The organism is Bradyrhizobium sp. 6(2017) (assembly GCF_011058295.2).
In the GTDB taxonomy this organism is placed as follows: Bacteria; Pseudomonadota; Alphaproteobacteria; order Rhizobiales; family Xanthobacteraceae; genus Bradyrhizobium; species Bradyrhizobium septentrionale.
Window position 1 is genome coordinate 3,842,450 of sequence record NZ_CP049289.2, and the last position, 16,193, is coordinate 3,858,642.

Consider the following 16,193-nt stretch of genomic DNA (forward strand, 5'->3'; position numbering starts at 1 on the left):
CTCCCTGCAATTCGTTTCTTGTTGCAATCGATCTGCGCTAGCGCAGCAGCTCGCGGGCGATCACCACGCGCTGGATCTGGTTGGTGCCTTCAAAAATCTGGGTCAGCTTGGCGTCGCGCATCATGCGCTCGACCGGATAGTCCATGGTGTAGCCGTAGCCGCCGAAGATCTGGACGGCGTCGGTCGTCACCTTCATCGCCATGTCGCTGCCGACGCATTTGGCCATGCTGGCGAGCACATTGAGGCGCTTCCAGTCCCCGGCATCGCCGGCGCGGGCGCATTCATAGACCAGTGCGCGGGCAGCCTCGATCTGCATGGCCATGTCGGCGAGCATGAACTGCACGCCCTGGAACTCGGCGATCGGCTTCTTGAACTGCTTGCGCTCCTTGGCGTAGGCGATGCAGGCATCGAGCGCGCCCTGCGCCAGGCCGACCGACTGGGCGCCGATGGTAGGGCGGTTGAGGTCGAGCGCGCGCATCGACGCGCGAAAACCCTTGCCTTCCTCGCCGACGAGATTCTCGGCCGGGACCCGGACATTGTCGAAGAAGATCGGCGTGTTGGGGGCGCCGCGAAACCCCATCTTGCGCTCATGGCGGCCGAACGAGACGCCCGGCATCTTTTTCGGCTCGACGATGAAGGCGCTGATGCCATCAGCGCCGGCGCCGTCACTGGTCCGCGCCATCACCACGATATAGTCGGCGACGACGCCGTAGCTGCACCATTGCTTGCGGCCGTTGAGGACGTAGCTGTCGCCGTCCTTCCGGGCGCGGGTGTTGAGCGCGGCGACATCGGAGCCGGCCTGCGGCTCGGAAATCGCGATCGCGGTGACGATGCCGCCCTCGGCGATGATGGGCAGATATTTCCGGCGCTGCTCTTCCGAGCCGAAATGCAGCAGCGGCATGATGAACATGGTGTTGAGTGCCGCTATCGACGCGCAAGCGGGCGAGACCTTCGAGATCTCCTCCCGCGCGATGCAGGCCATGGTCAGATTGCCGTTCGGGCCGCCATAACGCTCCGGCACCCAGAGCTGCATCAGTCCCATCTCGCCGAACAGCTTGACCAGCTCAAGCGGGAAGCGGTCGGTCTCGTCGATCTCGGCGGCGATCGGCGCCACGTGCCTGGCGACCATCCTGCGCACGTTGTCACGGAATGCGACCTGCTCCTCGGAAAAACTCATACGGAACTCCCCGTTTTGTTTTCTTTGCCGGAAGCCAAAAAGGGACTTCCATTGAATGGGTGATCCATTTAATAATTCACCGCATGAGCACCAAGTCAAGCCCTCGCGCGCCGCAGCGCCCTCGTACCGCCTCGCCGAACCGGCGGGAGCGGGCCACCGATCTTCGTGCCGCGGGCTCCGCGGCCGCGCCGACCTTCAAGCCGATCCACACCAGGCGGACGTTCGAGGAGATCTGTGAGCGCATTCGCGAGCAGCTGGCGCTCGGCGTGCTGAAGCCCGGCGACAAGCTGCCGGCCGAGCGTGAGCTGGCGCAGCAGCTCGGCGTCAGCAGGAACGTGCTGCGCGAGGCGCTGCGCAGCCTCGAGATGGCCGGCGTGCTGCGGCTGCAGAAGGGCGTCAAGGGCGGCGCCTTCATCCAACAGGGCGATACGCGCCGCATGAACGAGGTCATGCGCGACATGCTGAGCCTCGGCACGATTTCGGTGCGGGAGTTGTCGGAGGCGAGGGTTCATGTGCTCGACCTCGTGGTGCAGCTGGCCTGTGCGAATGCGCGGCGCGTCGACCTCGACGCGCTCGAAGCCAATATTGAGCGGACGGAGCTCGCTACGAAGGAGGGCCGGCTGCTCGATCGGGTCGAGTGTTCGCGCGAGTTCTACAAGCTGCTCGCGGCGTCGACCGGCAACAAGGTGATCGCGATGATCGTGGATTCCGTCACCGAGATCCATATGCGCTTCGTCTATGCCAAGGTCGCCTCGAGCGGGGTCGCGATGGCGCGGCTCGCAGAGAAGCGGCGGCAATTCCTGGCGGCGCTGAGCGAGCGCGACGTGGCGCTGGCGAGCCGGCTGCTGCGGTCGCACCTCGAATCCGTGCAGCGCATGCTGGAGCAGGATCCGGGCGCGATGTCGCTTCACGTTGCCTTGGCGGACGTGCAGCCGGGGATGCGCCGGTAGCGCGCCGGGCCGGCAGAACAAATCAACGCTCAAACAGCAATAACAAGGGAGGAAAACGTGTCCAATTACGCCAAGTATGAATGTCTGACGGTCGAGGTTGTGGACAAGGTCGCAACCGTGACCTTGAACCGTCCGCAGGCCCGCAATGCCATCAATCAGAAGCTGATCCGCGAACTGCGGACGATTTGGGACGATCTTGCTGACGACCATGCCGTCAATGCCGTGGTGCTGACCGGCGCCGGCGACTTCTTCAGCGTCGGCGGCGACGTGAAGGCGATGTCGGAGCGGCCGGGCGGCGACGTACTCGAAGAGGGCGAGGTGCACGATCCCATGATCAGCCGGCGCGGCGTCACCCGCCAGCTCGAGCTCGACAAGCCGATCATCGCGGCGATCAACGGCGACGCCATCGGACTTGCTGCGACTCATGCATTGCTCTGTGACATCACGGTGATGGCCGAGGACGCCCGGATCGGTGACACCCACGTCTCGCGTGTCGGTCTGGTCGCGGGCGACGGCGGCACGGTGATCTGGCCGCTGTTGATCGGCATCAACAAGGCCAAGGAATTCTTGATCCGCGGCACGCTGCTGAAGGGCAGGGAGGCGGAGCGGATTGGGCTGGTCAATCACGTCGCGCCGCGCGCGGAGGTGCTGGCCAAGGCCCGCGAGATCGCGGTCGAGCTCGCGAACGGTCCGACCTGGGCCATTCGCTGGACCAAGCTGTCGATCAACCAGATCGTCAAGGAGCGCGTCAATATGCTGCTGGAGGCCTCGATGGCGCTCGAGCAGGTGACATTCGAGACCGCCGACCACAAGGAAGCGACCATGTCGTTCAAGGAGAAGCGCAAGCCCAGGTTCGGCCAGGTATAGCCTGGGCGATGGTCGCGACCGAACCGTCGGGAGACGACGTCACAGGGATGCTGCGTGACTCCTTGCGTGGCTTCCTGGATGAGCATTGGCGCACACGTGGCCAGGCTGCCTCTGCCTCACCGGAGGACGTCGCGGCGATCTGGCGCAGGCTCGTCGGGCAGGGCGTCGCAGCGCTCGGCGCCGAGGGTGGCGAAGGTGGGCTCGCCGAGATACTCGTCGTCATGGCGGAGCTTGGCCGCGCCGGATGTCCGGCGCCGATGTGGTCCGCGGCGCTCGCCAATCTTGCGGTGTCCGGGTCGCAGATCGCTGCTGCCGTCGACTTGCTGGAGCGGCTGCATTCCGGCAAGGCGATTGTTGCCTTCTCATTCGCCGCGCTGGATCCCGATCCCGGCGCGGGCTCGATCCAGGTTGCGGGCCTCAACGCAACAGGAGTGCTCCGCTTCGTCGAGGCTGCGGCAAGCGCGACGCATCTCCTGGTCGCTCTCGATCAGTCTCGTTTCGCGCTGATCGACCTCGGCGCTCCCGGCGTCGCGTGCGTCGCGACCCGGGCGATGGGCGCGTCAGCGCTCTACGAGATCAGGCTGAGCGCTGCGCCGGCCACGCTGATTCCGCTCGGTCCGGTCGATGCCGGCGATCTCCGCCGCAAGGGCAAGGTGGCGTTGATCGCGCGCGCTTATGGTGCCGCCCGGCGCGCGTTCGATCTGGCGGTGGACTATGCCAAGGAAAGGCATCAGTTCGGGCAACCGATCGGAAAATTCCAGGCCATTCAGCACAAGCTGGCAAACGGCCTGATCGCGCTCGAGGGCGTCAGGTTGATCCTGGAGCATACCGCCAGATTGCATGATGCTGGCGACGACGACTGGCGCTACTTTGCCGATTGCGCATCGGCATTCTCGGGCGATGCGTTGCGGCGGGTTTCGCTGGAGACCCAGCATATTTTCGGTGCGATCGGCTATGCCGAGGAGCACGAGGCGCCGGCCCATTTCAAGCGGGTGCACCTCGATACGATCGCGCTTGGCGGCGCGGCGGATGCGAAACGCCGGCTGGCGGCACGGCTGCTGGACGCGCGCGGCGCTGGGCTGCCGCAATACGACCTCGGGTCGGCCGGCAATGCGTTGCGCGAGCAGGTCCGGCTTTGGCTCGAGCAAAATTGGACCGGAAGCCGGAAGAATGCGTTCGACCAGAGGCCATTCGCCAAGCGCGAGTTCGATGCGAGCTTCGCCCGCGACATCGGTGAGACCGGGTGGATCGGCCTCGGATGGCCGCAACAATTCGGCGGCCAGGCGCGCTCTCCGCTGGAGCAGATCGCCTTCATGGAGACGATGGAGCGGGGCGAGGCACCGCGGATCGGCGCGGCGATCCAGGCCAACGCGCTGATGATGTTCGGCACGCCGGAGCAGCAGCAACAATACCTTCCGGAAATCCTGCGCGGCGAAGCCATGCACGGCATGGGTTACAGCGAGCCGCAGGCGGGCTCCGATCTGGCCGCACTGCGCACCAGCGCTATCCGGGACGGCGGCCACTGGGTGATCAACGGCCAGAAGATCTGGACCACCACCTGGTGGGGCAAGTACATGTTCCTCGCCGCGCGGACCGACAAGGATGCGAGGCCGCCGCACGCCGGGATCAGCATGTTCATCGTGCCGATGGATGCGCCGGGCATCACGATTCGTCCGTCGGTTACGATGTATGACGGCACGTTCGCCAACATCTTCTACGACAACGTCCGCATTCCCGCCGAAAACCTCGTTGGCGAGGTCAATGGCGGCTGGAAAGTGCTGGCTGGTGCGCTGGCCTTCGAGCGGGGGTTGGTTGGTGGCGGAATCGTTCTGAAGGTCGCCCATGCTTTCGAACGATTGCGTGCGCATGTCATCGGCGATCGGTCCCTGGCGGATGACCCGATCGTCCGCAACAGGATCGCGACCTTGGCGTCCGAAATCGAGATCGGTCGTCTCTTGATGATGCATTGCGCCGAGCTCGCCGCCGATGGTGTGACGCCGCCGGAATATGGCGCTATCAGCAAGGTGTTCTCCGCTGAGCTGATGGAGCGCTTCGGCGAGGCTGCGCTCGACATTTTCGGCATGCGTGCCGCGCTGTCCGAGCAGATGCCGGGCGCGATCGACAATGGCCGCTTCGAGCAAAACCTGCGGCATTCGCTGATGTGGGTGATCAGCATCGGGACCAACGAAATTCAGCGCAGCCTGATCGCGCAGCGCGCGCTCGGATTGCCGAGGTAGGAGAAATCGGATGCAGAAGGATAGCGACGGGGCGCCGCTTGCCGGTGTGCGCGTGCTGGATTTTTCCATCATGGTGGCGGGGCCCTATTGCGCGCGGCTGCTTGCCGACGTCGGCGCCGAGGTCATCAAGATCGAGCCGCCTGAGGGCGACGACATGCGGTTGCGGACGCCGCTGCGCGAAGGCCACAGCACCTATTTCGGCCAGCTCAATGCCGGCAAGCGCAGCCTGGCGCTGGACTTGAAGAACGCCGATGCCATCAAGCTCGTGCATCGCATGGTCGCGGAGGCGGACATCGTCGTCGAGAATTTCCGTCCGGGGGTCATGGACCGCCTCGGCCTTGGCTACGAAGCGCTTCGCGAGATCAATCCACGGCTGATCTATTGCTCGATCTCGGGCTATGGACAGACAGGCCCCGCTGCCGAGCGTGCGGCCTATGCCATGATCGTGCATGCCGAGAGCGGATTCGATACCTCGCTGATGCGCTATGCCGGCGACCGGGAGCGACCGGCGGCCGGGGCGATCTTTGTCGCCGATATCCTCGGCGGCATTTTCGGCTATTCCGCGATCCAGACTGCGATGGTCCAGCGTGCGCGCACCGGCAAAGGGCAGCGCGTCGACGTGGCATTGATGGATTGCATGCTGAACCTCTTGGTCTACGAGCTTCAGGAGGCGCAATTCCCGATCCACTCACCGCGTCCGACCTATGGCCCCGTGCGCACGCGCGATGGCGATATCCTGATCGCCCCGGTCACGCCGCGCAACTTTGCGGCGCTGTGCGAGGTGACAGGGCAGGATGAGCTCGTGAACGACCCGCGCTTTGCGAGCATTCCGGCGCGCGGCGCCAACTGGACCGCCATGATGCAGGTGATCGAGCAATGGACCGAGCGCCACACCATCGCCGAATGCGTTGCGGCGCTGGACCGCGCCGGCGTTCCCTGCGCCGAATATCGCGCACCCGGTGCAGCGCTGAGCGATCCTCATTTGCGCCAGCGCGGCGTATTCGGGACGGTTGCGGACGGTGCCGGCGAATTCGTCGGCGTCAATGCGCCATGGCAGATGTCCGGGGCCGATACGCCGATCGGGCGTCAGGTTCCCGGGATCGGTGCGCAGCGGGACGACGTGTTGTCCCAGCTTCTTGGATTGTCGCCCGACGAGATCGCAGCACTCGCCGCTGCGGGCACATTTGGCAAGGCGCCGGCCTAGGCCGGCAGGGACCGGCGATTTCAGGTCTCGGACGGCGCGTCCGGCGGCGGAGCCTTCGCGATCGCCAGCAGGCATTTCAGGAAGTGCGAGCGGTCTTCCTTGCGCAAGGGAGCCAGCATGATCTCTTGCAGCGCAGCTGCGGCCGGAATGACGGCGAGAAGCGCTTCCTCGCCCTTGGCCGTGATCTGCACCTGAAGCGAGCGGCGGTCGTCCGGATTGTCCTTCTTCGCGACCAGCCGGCGCGCAACCATCCGCTTCAGCATTTCGCTGAGCGTGTTGCGGTCGCAGCTGATCCGCTCCGCCAGCACGGACGGGGTAAGCGGGCCCAATTGGTACAGCGCCATCAGCACGCCAAACTGCCGCGGCGTGATGTCGCTCTGGCGCGTCATGCTTTGGTAAAGCCCGTCGTAGCGGGCCTCCAGCAGCCGCAGCAGAAATCCGACGCCGCCTTCCAGTTGCCAGTTGCGCGCAACATCTGCGGCCGAGCTCGTCTTCATTGCCTTGTCGGCTGCCATGCCGTCGTTGGACTCCGATTTGCGAATTCGCGTTAGCCGTTAGCAGCTTGGCTTGACGTCCTCAACCCTGCGGTGAACCGCCGCCCGAGTCAGTTCGCAGGGCGATGCAATGGCCCTTGTCAGCCATTCGGCAATGTAGTACGTATACGTATCAAATGCGATGCGAAGACATCGTCTGGGGAGGTCGGTCTTGGACCTGCGTGAGCTGCTCTCTATTCCCTATCTGCTGGAGGCCGAGGCGGTCGAAACCGAGCCGGGGCAGTGGCGGGTTCGTCTCGCCTATCCCGAGCTCCCGGGGTGTACGGCCGAAGCGGACGTCGTCGAGTACGCTCTACGGGAGCTTGAGCGGCGACGCATCGAACTGATCGTCGGCCTCGTGGAGGAGGGCAAGCAGCCTCCCGTTCCAAGAAGGCCGCTCACTGCATCCGATCCGCTTTGGTCCGCTCAGGATCTCGGACTGTCTGACCGCGTCGCCGCGCTTCTCGGCGGTGCGGCGGGCCCGACCAAACGCAATTGAAGGAGGCACACCCATGCTCTCGCGCGAAGACAATGAACGCCTAGTGAGGGTCGGCAAGGGCACGTCGCTCGGCGATCTCTTCCGCCTGTACTGGATCCCCTTCCTGCCGTCGGCGGACCTCGCCAGGGACGGGCAGCCGAAGCGTATCCGGTTGCTCGGCGAGGATCTGGTCGCCTTCCGCGACACCGAGGGGCGTGTCGGGTTGGTCGACCAGGCGTGCCCGCATCGCGGCGCGCCGCTGATCTTTGGCCGAAACGAGGATTGCGGGCTGCGCTGCGTCTATCACGGCTGGAAGTTCGACGTCACCGGCGCGGTGATGGACATGCCGGCTGAGCCGGTGCGCAGCCGCCTCAAGGAACGGGTGCGGATCAAGGCCTATCCCTGCAAGGAACGCAACGGAATGATCTGGACTTATATGGGTCCCGACCAGGCCGAACTTCCGCCGCTGCCGAACCTCGAATGGAATCTGGTGCCGGCAGAGCAGGTGCACATTTCGGTTCGCGTTCAGGAGTGCAACTGGCTGCAAGCGGTCGAAGGCGAGATCGACTCGGCGCATGCGCCGCTGCTGCATGGACGGCTCGATGCCCAGGGCACGACGAGCGCCTGGATCCAGAAACGCGACCTGCGCCCGACCTTCGAATGCATCAAGCAGGACTTTGGCATGAGCATCGCGGCGCGGCGCAACTACGACGCCAACACGCTGTATTGGCGCGTCAACCAGTTCATGCTGCCGTTCTATACGCTGGTGCCGCCGCTGTCGCCCTTCCCGGATCTGAGCGGGCACGCCTGGGTGCCGATCGATGACGAGAACACGCTCTGCATCATGTTCTCCTATCATCCGTCGGAGCCGCTGCTGGAGAAGACGCGGCAGGTCTTTGCCGAAGGACACAAGGGCCGCGAAAGCGGCCACGCCAGCCGCCACGCCCTGGTGCAGCACCCGGTGACGGTCCCATACGCGGGCTACTGGACCAAATACAATCCGCAGAACGGCTTTCAGTTCGACCACGAGGCGCAGCGGACCACCTGGTTCTCGGGCCTGCCGGGTCTGTGGGTGCAGGACGGCGCCTGCCAGAGCGGCGTCTCGCCGATCTTCGATCGCTCCAAGGAGACGCTCTGCTCGAGCGACACCGGCATCGCGATGACGCGGCGCTTCATTCTCGAAGCGCTTGGTGCCTATCGCGATCACGCGATCAAGCCCAAGGGCGTCTCGGACCCCGACGTGTTCATGGTGCGGGCGGTGTCGTTGCGGCTGCCGCCGGAGGATTCCTGGGTCGATGTCGCCGCGCCGTTTATGCGGGCGAAGCTTGGCGCCGATTTCGGCTACGAGCTGTGAGCGCATCCCGCCATGGCTGACGCGACGCAGGACGTGCTCGTCAAGCGCATCGGCTATGAGGCTGAGCGGATCAATTCCTACGAGCTGATCGCCCGGGCGAGCGGCGAGCTCGTGCCGTTTACGGCCGGCAGCCACATCGATCTGCATTTGCCGAACGGCATGATCCGCAGCTACTCGCTGGTCAACGACCAGCGCGAACGGCAGCGCTATGTCATCGCGGTCAGCAGGGATGGTGAGAGCCGGGGCGGCTCCAGCTTCGTCCACGACTGCATCAAGGCGGGAGATATCCTCAGGGTATCTCGACCACGAAACAACTTCTCGCTTCGCGAAGAGGCCGAGCACTCGATCCTGATCGCGGGCGGCATCGGCATCACGCCGCTATTGTCCATGATGCGACGGCTGGAGGCGCTGGGACGCCGCTGGGAGCTGTTCTACGCCGCAAGGACCCGCGCCGCCGCCGCGTTTCTTGACGAGCTCGCTGCGCTTCGACCGGATGTCCATTTGAACATGCATGTCGATTTCGATGACGAGCGATCGGGACGCGTCTTCGACATCCCGGCCATCGTCAAGAACGCACCGGCTCACGCGCATCTTTACTGCTGCGGCCCGGTGCCGATGCTCGAAGCATTCGAGGCGGCGACCGCCGATCGTCCGGCCGGTCACGTGCATGTCGAGTATTTCCAGGCGCGCGAAGCTCCGGCCACAGAAGGCAGCTTCGACGTCAGGCTCGCGCGGAGCAATCGCACCATTGCGGTCGATGCCGGCAAGACGATCCTCGATGCGCTGCTCGATGCCGGAATTGCGGTGAACTACGCCTGCGCTGAGGGGGTCTGTGGCACCTGCGAGACGGGCGTGCTCGAGGGCATCCCCGATCATCGCGACCAGTTCCTGAGCGAGGAAGAGCACGCGACGAACAAGAGCATCATGATCTGCTGCTCGGGTGCCAGGTCCCGCACCTTGGTGCTCGATCTCTGAAAGCAACGACGTAGGGGTGAAAACAGTGAAATATCTTTCGCGTATAGTCGGAATATCGCTGCTGGCCGTTTGGGCCAGTTCTTCCGCATCGGTGGACGCTGCGCGCACCTTGAAGATCGGCGTGCTCAACGACGCGTCCGGTCCTTACTCGGACAATGCCGGCGAAGGGTCGGTCACATCAGCGAAAATGGCCGCCGAGGATTTCATGCGGCTTCATCCTGATATCAAGGTCGAGATCGTTTCGGCCGATCACCAGAACAAGGCGGACGTCGGAGCTGCGATTGCGCGCCGCTGGATCGACCAGGAGAAGGTCGATGCGGTCGCCGACGTGCCGAACTCGGCCGTTGGGCTCGCCGTCAACGAGGTCGTTCGCGGCACCAAGGCGGCGCTGATCGCATCGAGCGCGGCGTCCTCGGACCTGACCGGGAAATTCTGCTCGCCCAACACGGTCCAGTGGACGTTCGACACCTGGGCGGCCTCGCATACGATCGGCGCCTACCTCGTCCGTCACGGCGGCAAGAAGTGGTACTTCATCGCGACCGACAATGCGCTCGGCAAGTCGATGGTGCGCGACGGCACGGCGGTGATCGGCATTGGCGGCGGCACCGTGCTCGGGTCGGTCAATGTGCCCATCAACAATGCCGACTATGCCTCGTTCATTCTGCAGGCCGAAGGTTCGGGCGCGGATGTGATCGCGTTCGCAACGGCAGGCGGCGACACGGTCAGCCTGATCAAGCAATCCGCAGAATTCGGGCTGAAGCAGAGCGGGCGGACCTTCGCGGCGCTGCTGACCACCACCAACGATGTCGAATCCAGCGGGCTTGCGGTCGGGGAAGGGCTGATCATCACCCAGCCGTTCTACTGGAACCTCAACGATGCCAGCCGGGCCTGGTCGGCCAGGTTCAGCGAGCGGCAACATGGACAGTCGCCGACCGCGTTCCATGCCGGCGTCTATTCTTCGGTGCTGGCCTATCTGAACGCGGCGCTCGCGGCAGGCGCCAACGATGCCCAGGCCGTGATCCGCAAGCTGAAGGAGACGCCGATCGATGACGCCTTGTTCGGGCCGGTTGTCGTTCGCGCGGACGGCCGCGCCATTCACAACATGTACATCTTCAAGGTGAAGAGCTCGACTACGTCGAAGAGCAAGTGGGATCTGCTGGAGCAGGTCGGCGTGCTGTCGGGGCCCGAGGCGTTTCGGCCGCTTGATCAGGGCGGCTGCTCGCTCGTCGAACCATCGAAGAGCAATTGAACGTTTGCGGCGAACTAGATCAATACCTCTCAAACCGTCGGATGTCCTGATGTTGGATCAGCTTGAAGCCGAATTCCCCGAGCACACGCCGCGTGCGTCCAATGCGCCAAGGGCGCTTCAGGGCATTCGAGTCGCCGATTTCTCCCATTTCATCGCGGGACCGTTTGCCACCATGATCCTGGCCGACATGGGCGCCGAGGTGATCAAGATCGAGGCGCCCGGCCGCGGCGACGATTTGCGTCGCTATCCTCCGCTGCATCCCGGTCTCAAGCACGGCGCGCCGTTCCTCTGGACCAACCGCAACAAGCGCAGCGTCGCGCTCGATCTCAAATCCCCCGAAGGCCTGAAGGTTGCGCGTGAGTTGATCGCTACGGCCGACGTCGTCGTCGAGAATTTCTCGGCCGGGGTCATGGCGCGGCTGGGGCTCGATTACGAGAGCTGCCGCAAGATCAAACCCGAGGTCATCTATTGCGCCGTATCAGCCTATGGACGTGACGGGGCGTTTTCGGACCGGCTCGGTTTTGATCCGATCGCGCAGGTCGAGAGCGGCTTTGTGTCGATGAACGGCTATGCCGACCGCGAGGGCGTGCGGGCGCTGTCGCCGGTGATGGATATCAGCACCGCGATGATGGCGAGCAATGCGATCCTCGGCGCCCTGTTCGCGCGCGAGCGCAGTGGGCAGGGCCAGGCCATCGAGGTATCGTTGTTCGAGAATGCGGTCCTGATGACCGGGTACGCGACCATGCAGTCGCTGTTCAACGATGCCGATCCGAAGCGAAGCGGAAACACCAGTCCCGACACCTGCCCATCGGGCGTGTTTTTGGCCAGCGATTGCTCGTTCTACATCAATTGCGGCAATGACAAGATCTTCCAGCGCTTGATGTCGCAGGTCCTCGGGCGCGAAGACCTCGCCGTGGCCGATATCTATGCGACGGGCCCTGACCGGATCCGCCGGCGTGAGGAATTGTTCGCGATCCTTGGTGACGCGTTCGGCAAGCAGCCATGGTCACACTGGCAATCGCGGATGCGGGCGGCCGGTGTCCCCTGCGGCCAGCTGCGCACCGTCGGCGAGGCGATCCGCTCACCCGAAGCGAGGGAGCGGGCCATCGTCACCCGGATTCCGCACGAGACGGTCGGCTGGGTACCGAATGTGAACCTGCCGATCCGTTATTCGCGGACGCCGATCGTCGATCCGGTTGCTGCGCCGGCGGTCGGACAGCATACCGAAGGCGTGCTACGCGAGCTGCTCGGCTATGACGAGGCACAGATCGCGCGTCTCGCCGCGAGCGGAGCTTTCGGCAGCCAGCCGTCGCAAGAGGATGCCAAAGAGGACGTCAAAGCGTGACGGCGCGAGCGCGAGACGAGCGGACGCTGCGGGGGCGTGTGGCCGTGATCGGGATCGGCGAAACCGAATATTATCGCCACGGCGCCTCTCCCGATCCCGAATTCAAGCTTGCGCTGAAAGCCATTCTGGCGGCTTGCACGGACGCCGGGCTCGATCCCCGCGACATCGATGGCTTTTCCTCCTACAGCGACGATCGCAGCGAGGCGTCACGGCTAGCGGCGGCGCTCGGCACGCACCGTTTGCGGACGGCGACGATGCAATGGGGCGGCGGAGGCGGCGGCTGCTGCGCGGCGGTTGCCAATGCGGCGGCCGCGATTGTCGCGGGCCTGGCCGATTGCGTCGTGGTGTTCCGATCGCTGGCGCAGGGTCAATATGGCCGCTTCGGGCAGGCGGCCGGGATCCACACCGTGTCGGGCGAACGCTCCTATTTGATGCCCTACGGGGTGCTGGCGCCGCCTCAGCGCTTTGCGATGCGCGTCCAGCGCTACATGCACGAGCACGGCGTCCGGCAGGACGCCATGCGAGCGATTGCGCTCGCCTCCTATCATCATGCCCAGGCCAACCCGCGTGCCGTGATGTATGGCAAGCCGCTCGATCCCGGGAAATACGATGCCTCGCGCTGGATCGTGGAGCCGTTTCATCTCTACGACTGCTGCATGGAGAATGACGGCGCGGCGGCCCTGGTGCTGGTATCGGCCGAGCGCGCCGGCGATTTCAGGTGCAAGCCGGCCTATCTGCTCGGTGCGGCCTTTGGCTCCGGACATCGTGCGGCCGCGACGGCGCACAACGCGCCGCTCTATGCCACCGCGAGTTTCGACACAGTGGCGCCTGATCTTTACCGGATGGCCGGGGTAGGGCCGTCCGATGTCGGCGTCGTCCAGGCGTATGAGAATTTCACCGGCGGCGTCGTGATGGCGCTGGCAGAGCATGGCTTCTTCCGCCCGGAGGACGCCAACGACTTCCTGACATTCGAGAGTCTGATCGCGCCGTCCGGACGGCTGCCGCTCAACACCAGCGGCGGCAATCTCGCCGAGTGCTACATGCACGGCTTTGAGCTCGTGCTGGAGGCCGTTCGGCAGGTGCGCGGAACGTCGACGAGCCAAGCCCGCCGCAGCGACGTCGCAATGGTCATTGGAGGTCCAATGGTGTCACCAGCGAGCAACCTCATTTTGGGTTCGGAGGCCACCTTATGAGTAATCCGAGCGCAGGCTATCTTCCGGCGGGCCTGCCAATTCCGGTCGCAGAGCCCGATGGTCTGTCTGCGCCCTATTGGCAAGGATTGCGTCAGGGCAAGCTGCTGGTTCAACGCTGCAGCCACTGCAATACGTGGCAATTCGGACCCGAATGGCTCTGCCATCGCTGCCAAGCCTTCGACCCGGCATGGACGGAGGTCGAGCCGCGCAGCCGGATCTTCAGCTGGGAGCGCGTGTGGCATCCCTCGCACGCGGCGCTGAAAGGGCATGGACCTTACATTGCGGTGCTTGTCGAGCTGCCTCACGCCGGGGGAATCCGCATGGTCGGCAATCTGCTCGGCGATCCCGCGCAGAAGGTCATGATCGGCGCTGATGTCGATGGGGTCTTCGAACATCACCTGGACTCGAATCCCCCATATTCCTTGCTGCAATGGCGCCAGCAACAGGTTTCCTCGACGTGACTGTCGCGTCTGCCCTCGATGCGGGAAATCGATCGCAGGTCTACCGGAGATAGATGGTTCTCGAACCGTTGCACCTATGATCAGGTCTTAAGACATCCACTTGCCCGGTTTCGCGTCAGCTCCGCTGACAGGATGAGCGGCCGGGGTCCTTGTCTCGCGGCAGATGTCATGCAATCTTGCGCCGCCGGCAAAGCTGTTCGAGAGCAACAAGAACAATAATCCCTCTCGTCCCTCCAACTCTGTTGAGGGCCTGATCATGTCGAACCTTACCCAAACGACGTCCGCTCCGTGGCGGATAGGAGTGCTGTTCTCGCGGACCGGTTTCATGTCGGTGATCGAGGAGACCCAGTATCAGGGCACGCAACTCGCGATCGAGGAGGTTAATGAGGCCGGCGGGGTCTGCGGCCGCGAGCTGGTTCCCGTTGCCTACGATCCCGGCTCGGATTCCGCCGCCTATGGCCATTACGCCAAGCGGCTGATGGTCGAGGACCAGGTCAGCACGATCTTCGGCTGCTACACCTCGTCGAGCCGCAAGGCCGTGCTGCCGGTGGTCGAACGGCTCAACGGCCTGCTCTGGTATCCGACGCTTTACGAAGGGTTCGAGGCGTCGCCCAACGTCATCTACACCGGCGCCTCGCCGAACCAGAACAGCCTCGCGCTGTGCCGCTATCTGATGGATACGTTCGGAACGCGGTTCTACTTCGTGGGCTCGGACTATATCTATCCGCGCGAATCCAACCGCGTGATGCGCGAATTGCTCAAGGCCAATGGCGGATCGGTGGTCGGCGAGCGTTATGTCAATGTCTATGCGCGCTGGCAGGACTTTGTGCCGATCATCCAGGACATCAAGCGCGTCAGGCCCGACGTGATCTTCTCGACTGTCGTCGGCGAAGGCACCGTGTTTCTCTATCAAGCCTACGCCAATGTCGGGCTCGATCCGAAGCAGGTGCCGATCGCCAGCCTGACCACGACGGAAGCCGAAATTGCGGCCATGGGCTTCGACGTCGGCGCGGGGCACGTCACGGCGGCATCTTATTTCCAGGGCGTCGAGGGCAGCGCCAACAGCGCATTTGTGCAGCGCTTCAAGAAGCGGTTCGGCGCCGACGTCTCGACCAACATGTGCGCCGAATCGTCCTATTTTCAGCTCCATCTGTTCGCGAAGGCGCTCGAACAGGTCAATTCGCTCGACACGGAAGTGCTGCGCTCCATGGTGTTCGGCACCAGCTTTGATGCGCCGCAAGGGGCGGTGACAGTCAACCCGATGTCGGGGCATACTGATCTGTGGACCCGGATCGGGCGTGCCAATCGCAACGGGCAGTTCGATATCGTCAGCCAGTCGAAGGAGCCGGTGCATGCCGATCCGTTCCTGATCGGATACGGTCGTGCAACGCAAACAGGAAGCGTCCAATGAACGAAATGTCGCGTAAGCCGACGCTGAGCCGAGACGTCGGCGGGCGCAAGACCATGGTTCAGGAACTTGCCGATCTGTCGGCGGTGGTGGTCGCGCCGGTCGACGATCAGGTCGGCATGTTGCTGCGCGAACTGCAGCGGTTCCGGATGCGGGTGCGGCAGGTCTGGCCGATGCCGGAAAGCGTGCCCGCCGATGCCGACGTGGTGTACTGCGAATATTCACCGGATCTGGCGCGGCGACTGCCATGGATTCCGGGCGATGCGCGCTCGGCGCTGGTCGTGATCCTGCCGGCGACAGAGACCGTTCATGCCGACGCGCTGTGTCATGCGACGCCGAACGCCATTTTGCCGCGGCCGTTCACGCAGAATGCGGTGTTGTCGAGCCTCGTGCTGGCGCGCAGTCAATTTGGTTATGAGCGGCGGCTCCGCAGCAAGATCGAGAAGCTTGACGACAATCTGCGTTCGATGCGCACGGTGGAACGCGCCAAGGCCATTCTGATGGCGACGCGGCAGATGCCGGAAACCGAAGCCTATGGCTTCATCAGACGACAGGCGATGGATCGTCGTGTGTCGGCAAGCGCAGTCGCCGCGGCGATTGTTGACTCGTTCGAACTGCTTGGCTACGATCATCAACAGTAAGCCCCAATAGCGGGGCCGGCGGCGACAGCGCCGCCTTCGACACAACCGGCAACAAAGCCCTCCCAATGCTCGCGTAAGCGCGCATCGGGAGGGCTTTTTGTTTTTTTCAGTCCTGAAGGGA

The 16,193-nt window shown here is 64.1% G+C and carries 15 protein-coding genes; 13 read left to right on the forward strand and 2 right to left on the reverse strand.

What is annotated here, in order from left to right:
- Nucleotides 1–37 precede the first annotated feature (37 nt).
- Nucleotides 38–1,177 carry an acyl-CoA dehydrogenase family protein gene (locus tag G6P99_RS17840; RefSeq protein WP_029080640.1) on the reverse strand — a complete coding sequence of 380 codons (1,140 nt, stop codon included), beginning with the start codon at nt 1,175–1,177 and terminating at the stop codon, nt 38–40.
- Nucleotides 1,178–1,260: 83 nt separating this feature from the next.
- Between G6P99_RS17840 and G6P99_RS17845 the strand changes: the two genes are divergently transcribed.
- Genes G6P99_RS17845 through G6P99_RS17860 form a run of 4 tightly spaced genes read left to right on the forward strand, consistent with a single transcriptional unit; the run spans nt 1,261 to nt 6,435 of the window.
- Nucleotides 1,261–2,127, forward strand: coding sequence for a FadR/GntR family transcriptional regulator (locus G6P99_RS17845; protein ID WP_051346190.1), 867 nt, complete (start codon nt 1,261–1,263; stop codon nt 2,125–2,127).
- A 57-nt stretch (nt 2,128–2,184) separates the two neighbouring features.
- Nucleotides 2,185–2,994, forward strand: coding sequence for an enoyl-CoA hydratase/isomerase family protein (locus G6P99_RS17850; protein ID WP_029080639.1), 810 nt, complete (start codon nt 2,185–2,187; stop codon nt 2,992–2,994).
- A gap of 8 nt (nt 2,995–3,002) precedes the next feature.
- Nucleotides 3,003–5,231: an acyl-CoA dehydrogenase family protein gene (locus G6P99_RS17855; RefSeq protein WP_029080638.1), complete on the forward strand. Its 2,229-nt coding sequence runs from the start codon at nt 3,003–3,005 to the stop codon at nt 5,229–5,231.
- A 10-nt stretch (nt 5,232–5,241) separates the two neighbouring features.
- A complete protein-coding gene (locus G6P99_RS17860) occupies nt 5,242–6,435 on the forward strand; it encodes a CaiB/BaiF CoA transferase family protein (RefSeq protein WP_029080637.1) in 1,194 nt (397 codons plus the stop codon).
- Nucleotides 6,436–6,455: 20 nt separating this feature from the next.
- On the opposite strand, the gene G6P99_RS17865 is transcribed toward G6P99_RS17860, so the two are convergent.
- Entirely contained in the window at nt 6,456–6,950 is a 495-nt protein-coding gene (locus tag G6P99_RS17865) for a MarR family winged helix-turn-helix transcriptional regulator (protein ID WP_029080636.1), read from the reverse strand.
- A 190-nt stretch (nt 6,951–7,140) separates the two neighbouring features.
- Here G6P99_RS17865 and G6P99_RS17870 point away from each other — a divergent pair, with 190 nt between their 5' ends.
- The 9 genes from G6P99_RS17870 (at nt 7,141) to G6P99_RS17910 (ending at nt 16,072) form a co-directional block, all read left to right on the forward strand.
- Nucleotides 7,141–7,467, forward strand: a complete 327-nt coding sequence (locus G6P99_RS17870; RefSeq protein WP_165128837.1) for a hypothetical protein — start codon at nt 7,141–7,143, stop codon at nt 7,465–7,467.
- 13 nt (nt 7,468–7,480) lie between these two features.
- Nucleotides 7,481–8,800: a Rieske 2Fe-2S domain-containing protein gene (locus G6P99_RS17875; RefSeq protein ID WP_165128847.1), complete on the forward strand. Its 1,320-nt coding sequence runs from the start codon at nt 7,481–7,483 to the stop codon at nt 8,798–8,800.
- A 12-nt stretch (nt 8,801–8,812) separates the two neighbouring features.
- Nucleotides 8,813–9,775: a PDR/VanB family oxidoreductase gene (locus tag G6P99_RS17880; RefSeq protein WP_165128849.1), complete on the forward strand. Its 963-nt coding sequence runs from the start codon at nt 8,813–8,815 to the stop codon at nt 9,773–9,775.
- A 25-nt stretch (nt 9,776–9,800) separates the two neighbouring features.
- Entirely contained in the window at nt 9,801–11,024 is a 1,224-nt protein-coding gene (locus tag G6P99_RS17885; protein WP_165128852.1) for an ABC transporter substrate-binding protein, read from the forward strand.
- Between the two features lie 49 nt (nt 11,025–11,073).
- Nucleotides 11,074–12,369 (forward strand): CaiB/BaiF CoA transferase family protein, encoded by a 1,296-nt coding sequence (locus tag G6P99_RS17890; protein WP_029080632.1) that lies wholly within the window; start codon nt 11,074–11,076, stop codon nt 12,367–12,369.
- Complete coding sequence (locus G6P99_RS17895) at nt 12,366–13,562, forward strand: thiolase C-terminal domain-containing protein (protein ID WP_029080631.1); 1,197 nt, start codon at nt 12,366–12,368, stop codon at nt 13,560–13,562. The genes G6P99_RS17890 and G6P99_RS17895 overlap by 4 nt, the downstream gene beginning before the upstream one ends.
- Nucleotides 13,559–14,023 carry a Zn-ribbon domain-containing OB-fold protein gene (locus G6P99_RS17900; RefSeq protein ID WP_029080630.1) on the forward strand — a complete coding sequence of 155 codons (465 nt, stop codon included), beginning with the start codon at nt 13,559–13,561 and terminating at the stop codon, nt 14,021–14,023. Before G6P99_RS17895 ends, G6P99_RS17900 begins: the two co-directional genes overlap by 4 nt.
- A gap of 256 nt (nt 14,024–14,279) precedes the next feature.
- Nucleotides 14,280–15,434 carry a transporter substrate-binding domain-containing protein gene (locus tag G6P99_RS17905; protein WP_029080629.1) on the forward strand — a complete coding sequence of 385 codons (1,155 nt, stop codon included), beginning with the start codon at nt 14,280–14,282 and terminating at the stop codon, nt 15,432–15,434.
- The gene (locus G6P99_RS17910; protein WP_029080628.1) at nt 15,431–16,072 is read left to right on the forward strand and encodes an ANTAR domain-containing response regulator; all 642 of its coding nucleotides are present in this window, start codon (nt 15,431–15,433) and stop codon (nt 16,070–16,072) included. The genes G6P99_RS17905 and G6P99_RS17910 overlap by 4 nt, the downstream gene beginning before the upstream one ends.
- Nucleotides 16,073–16,193: the final 121 nt, after the last annotated feature.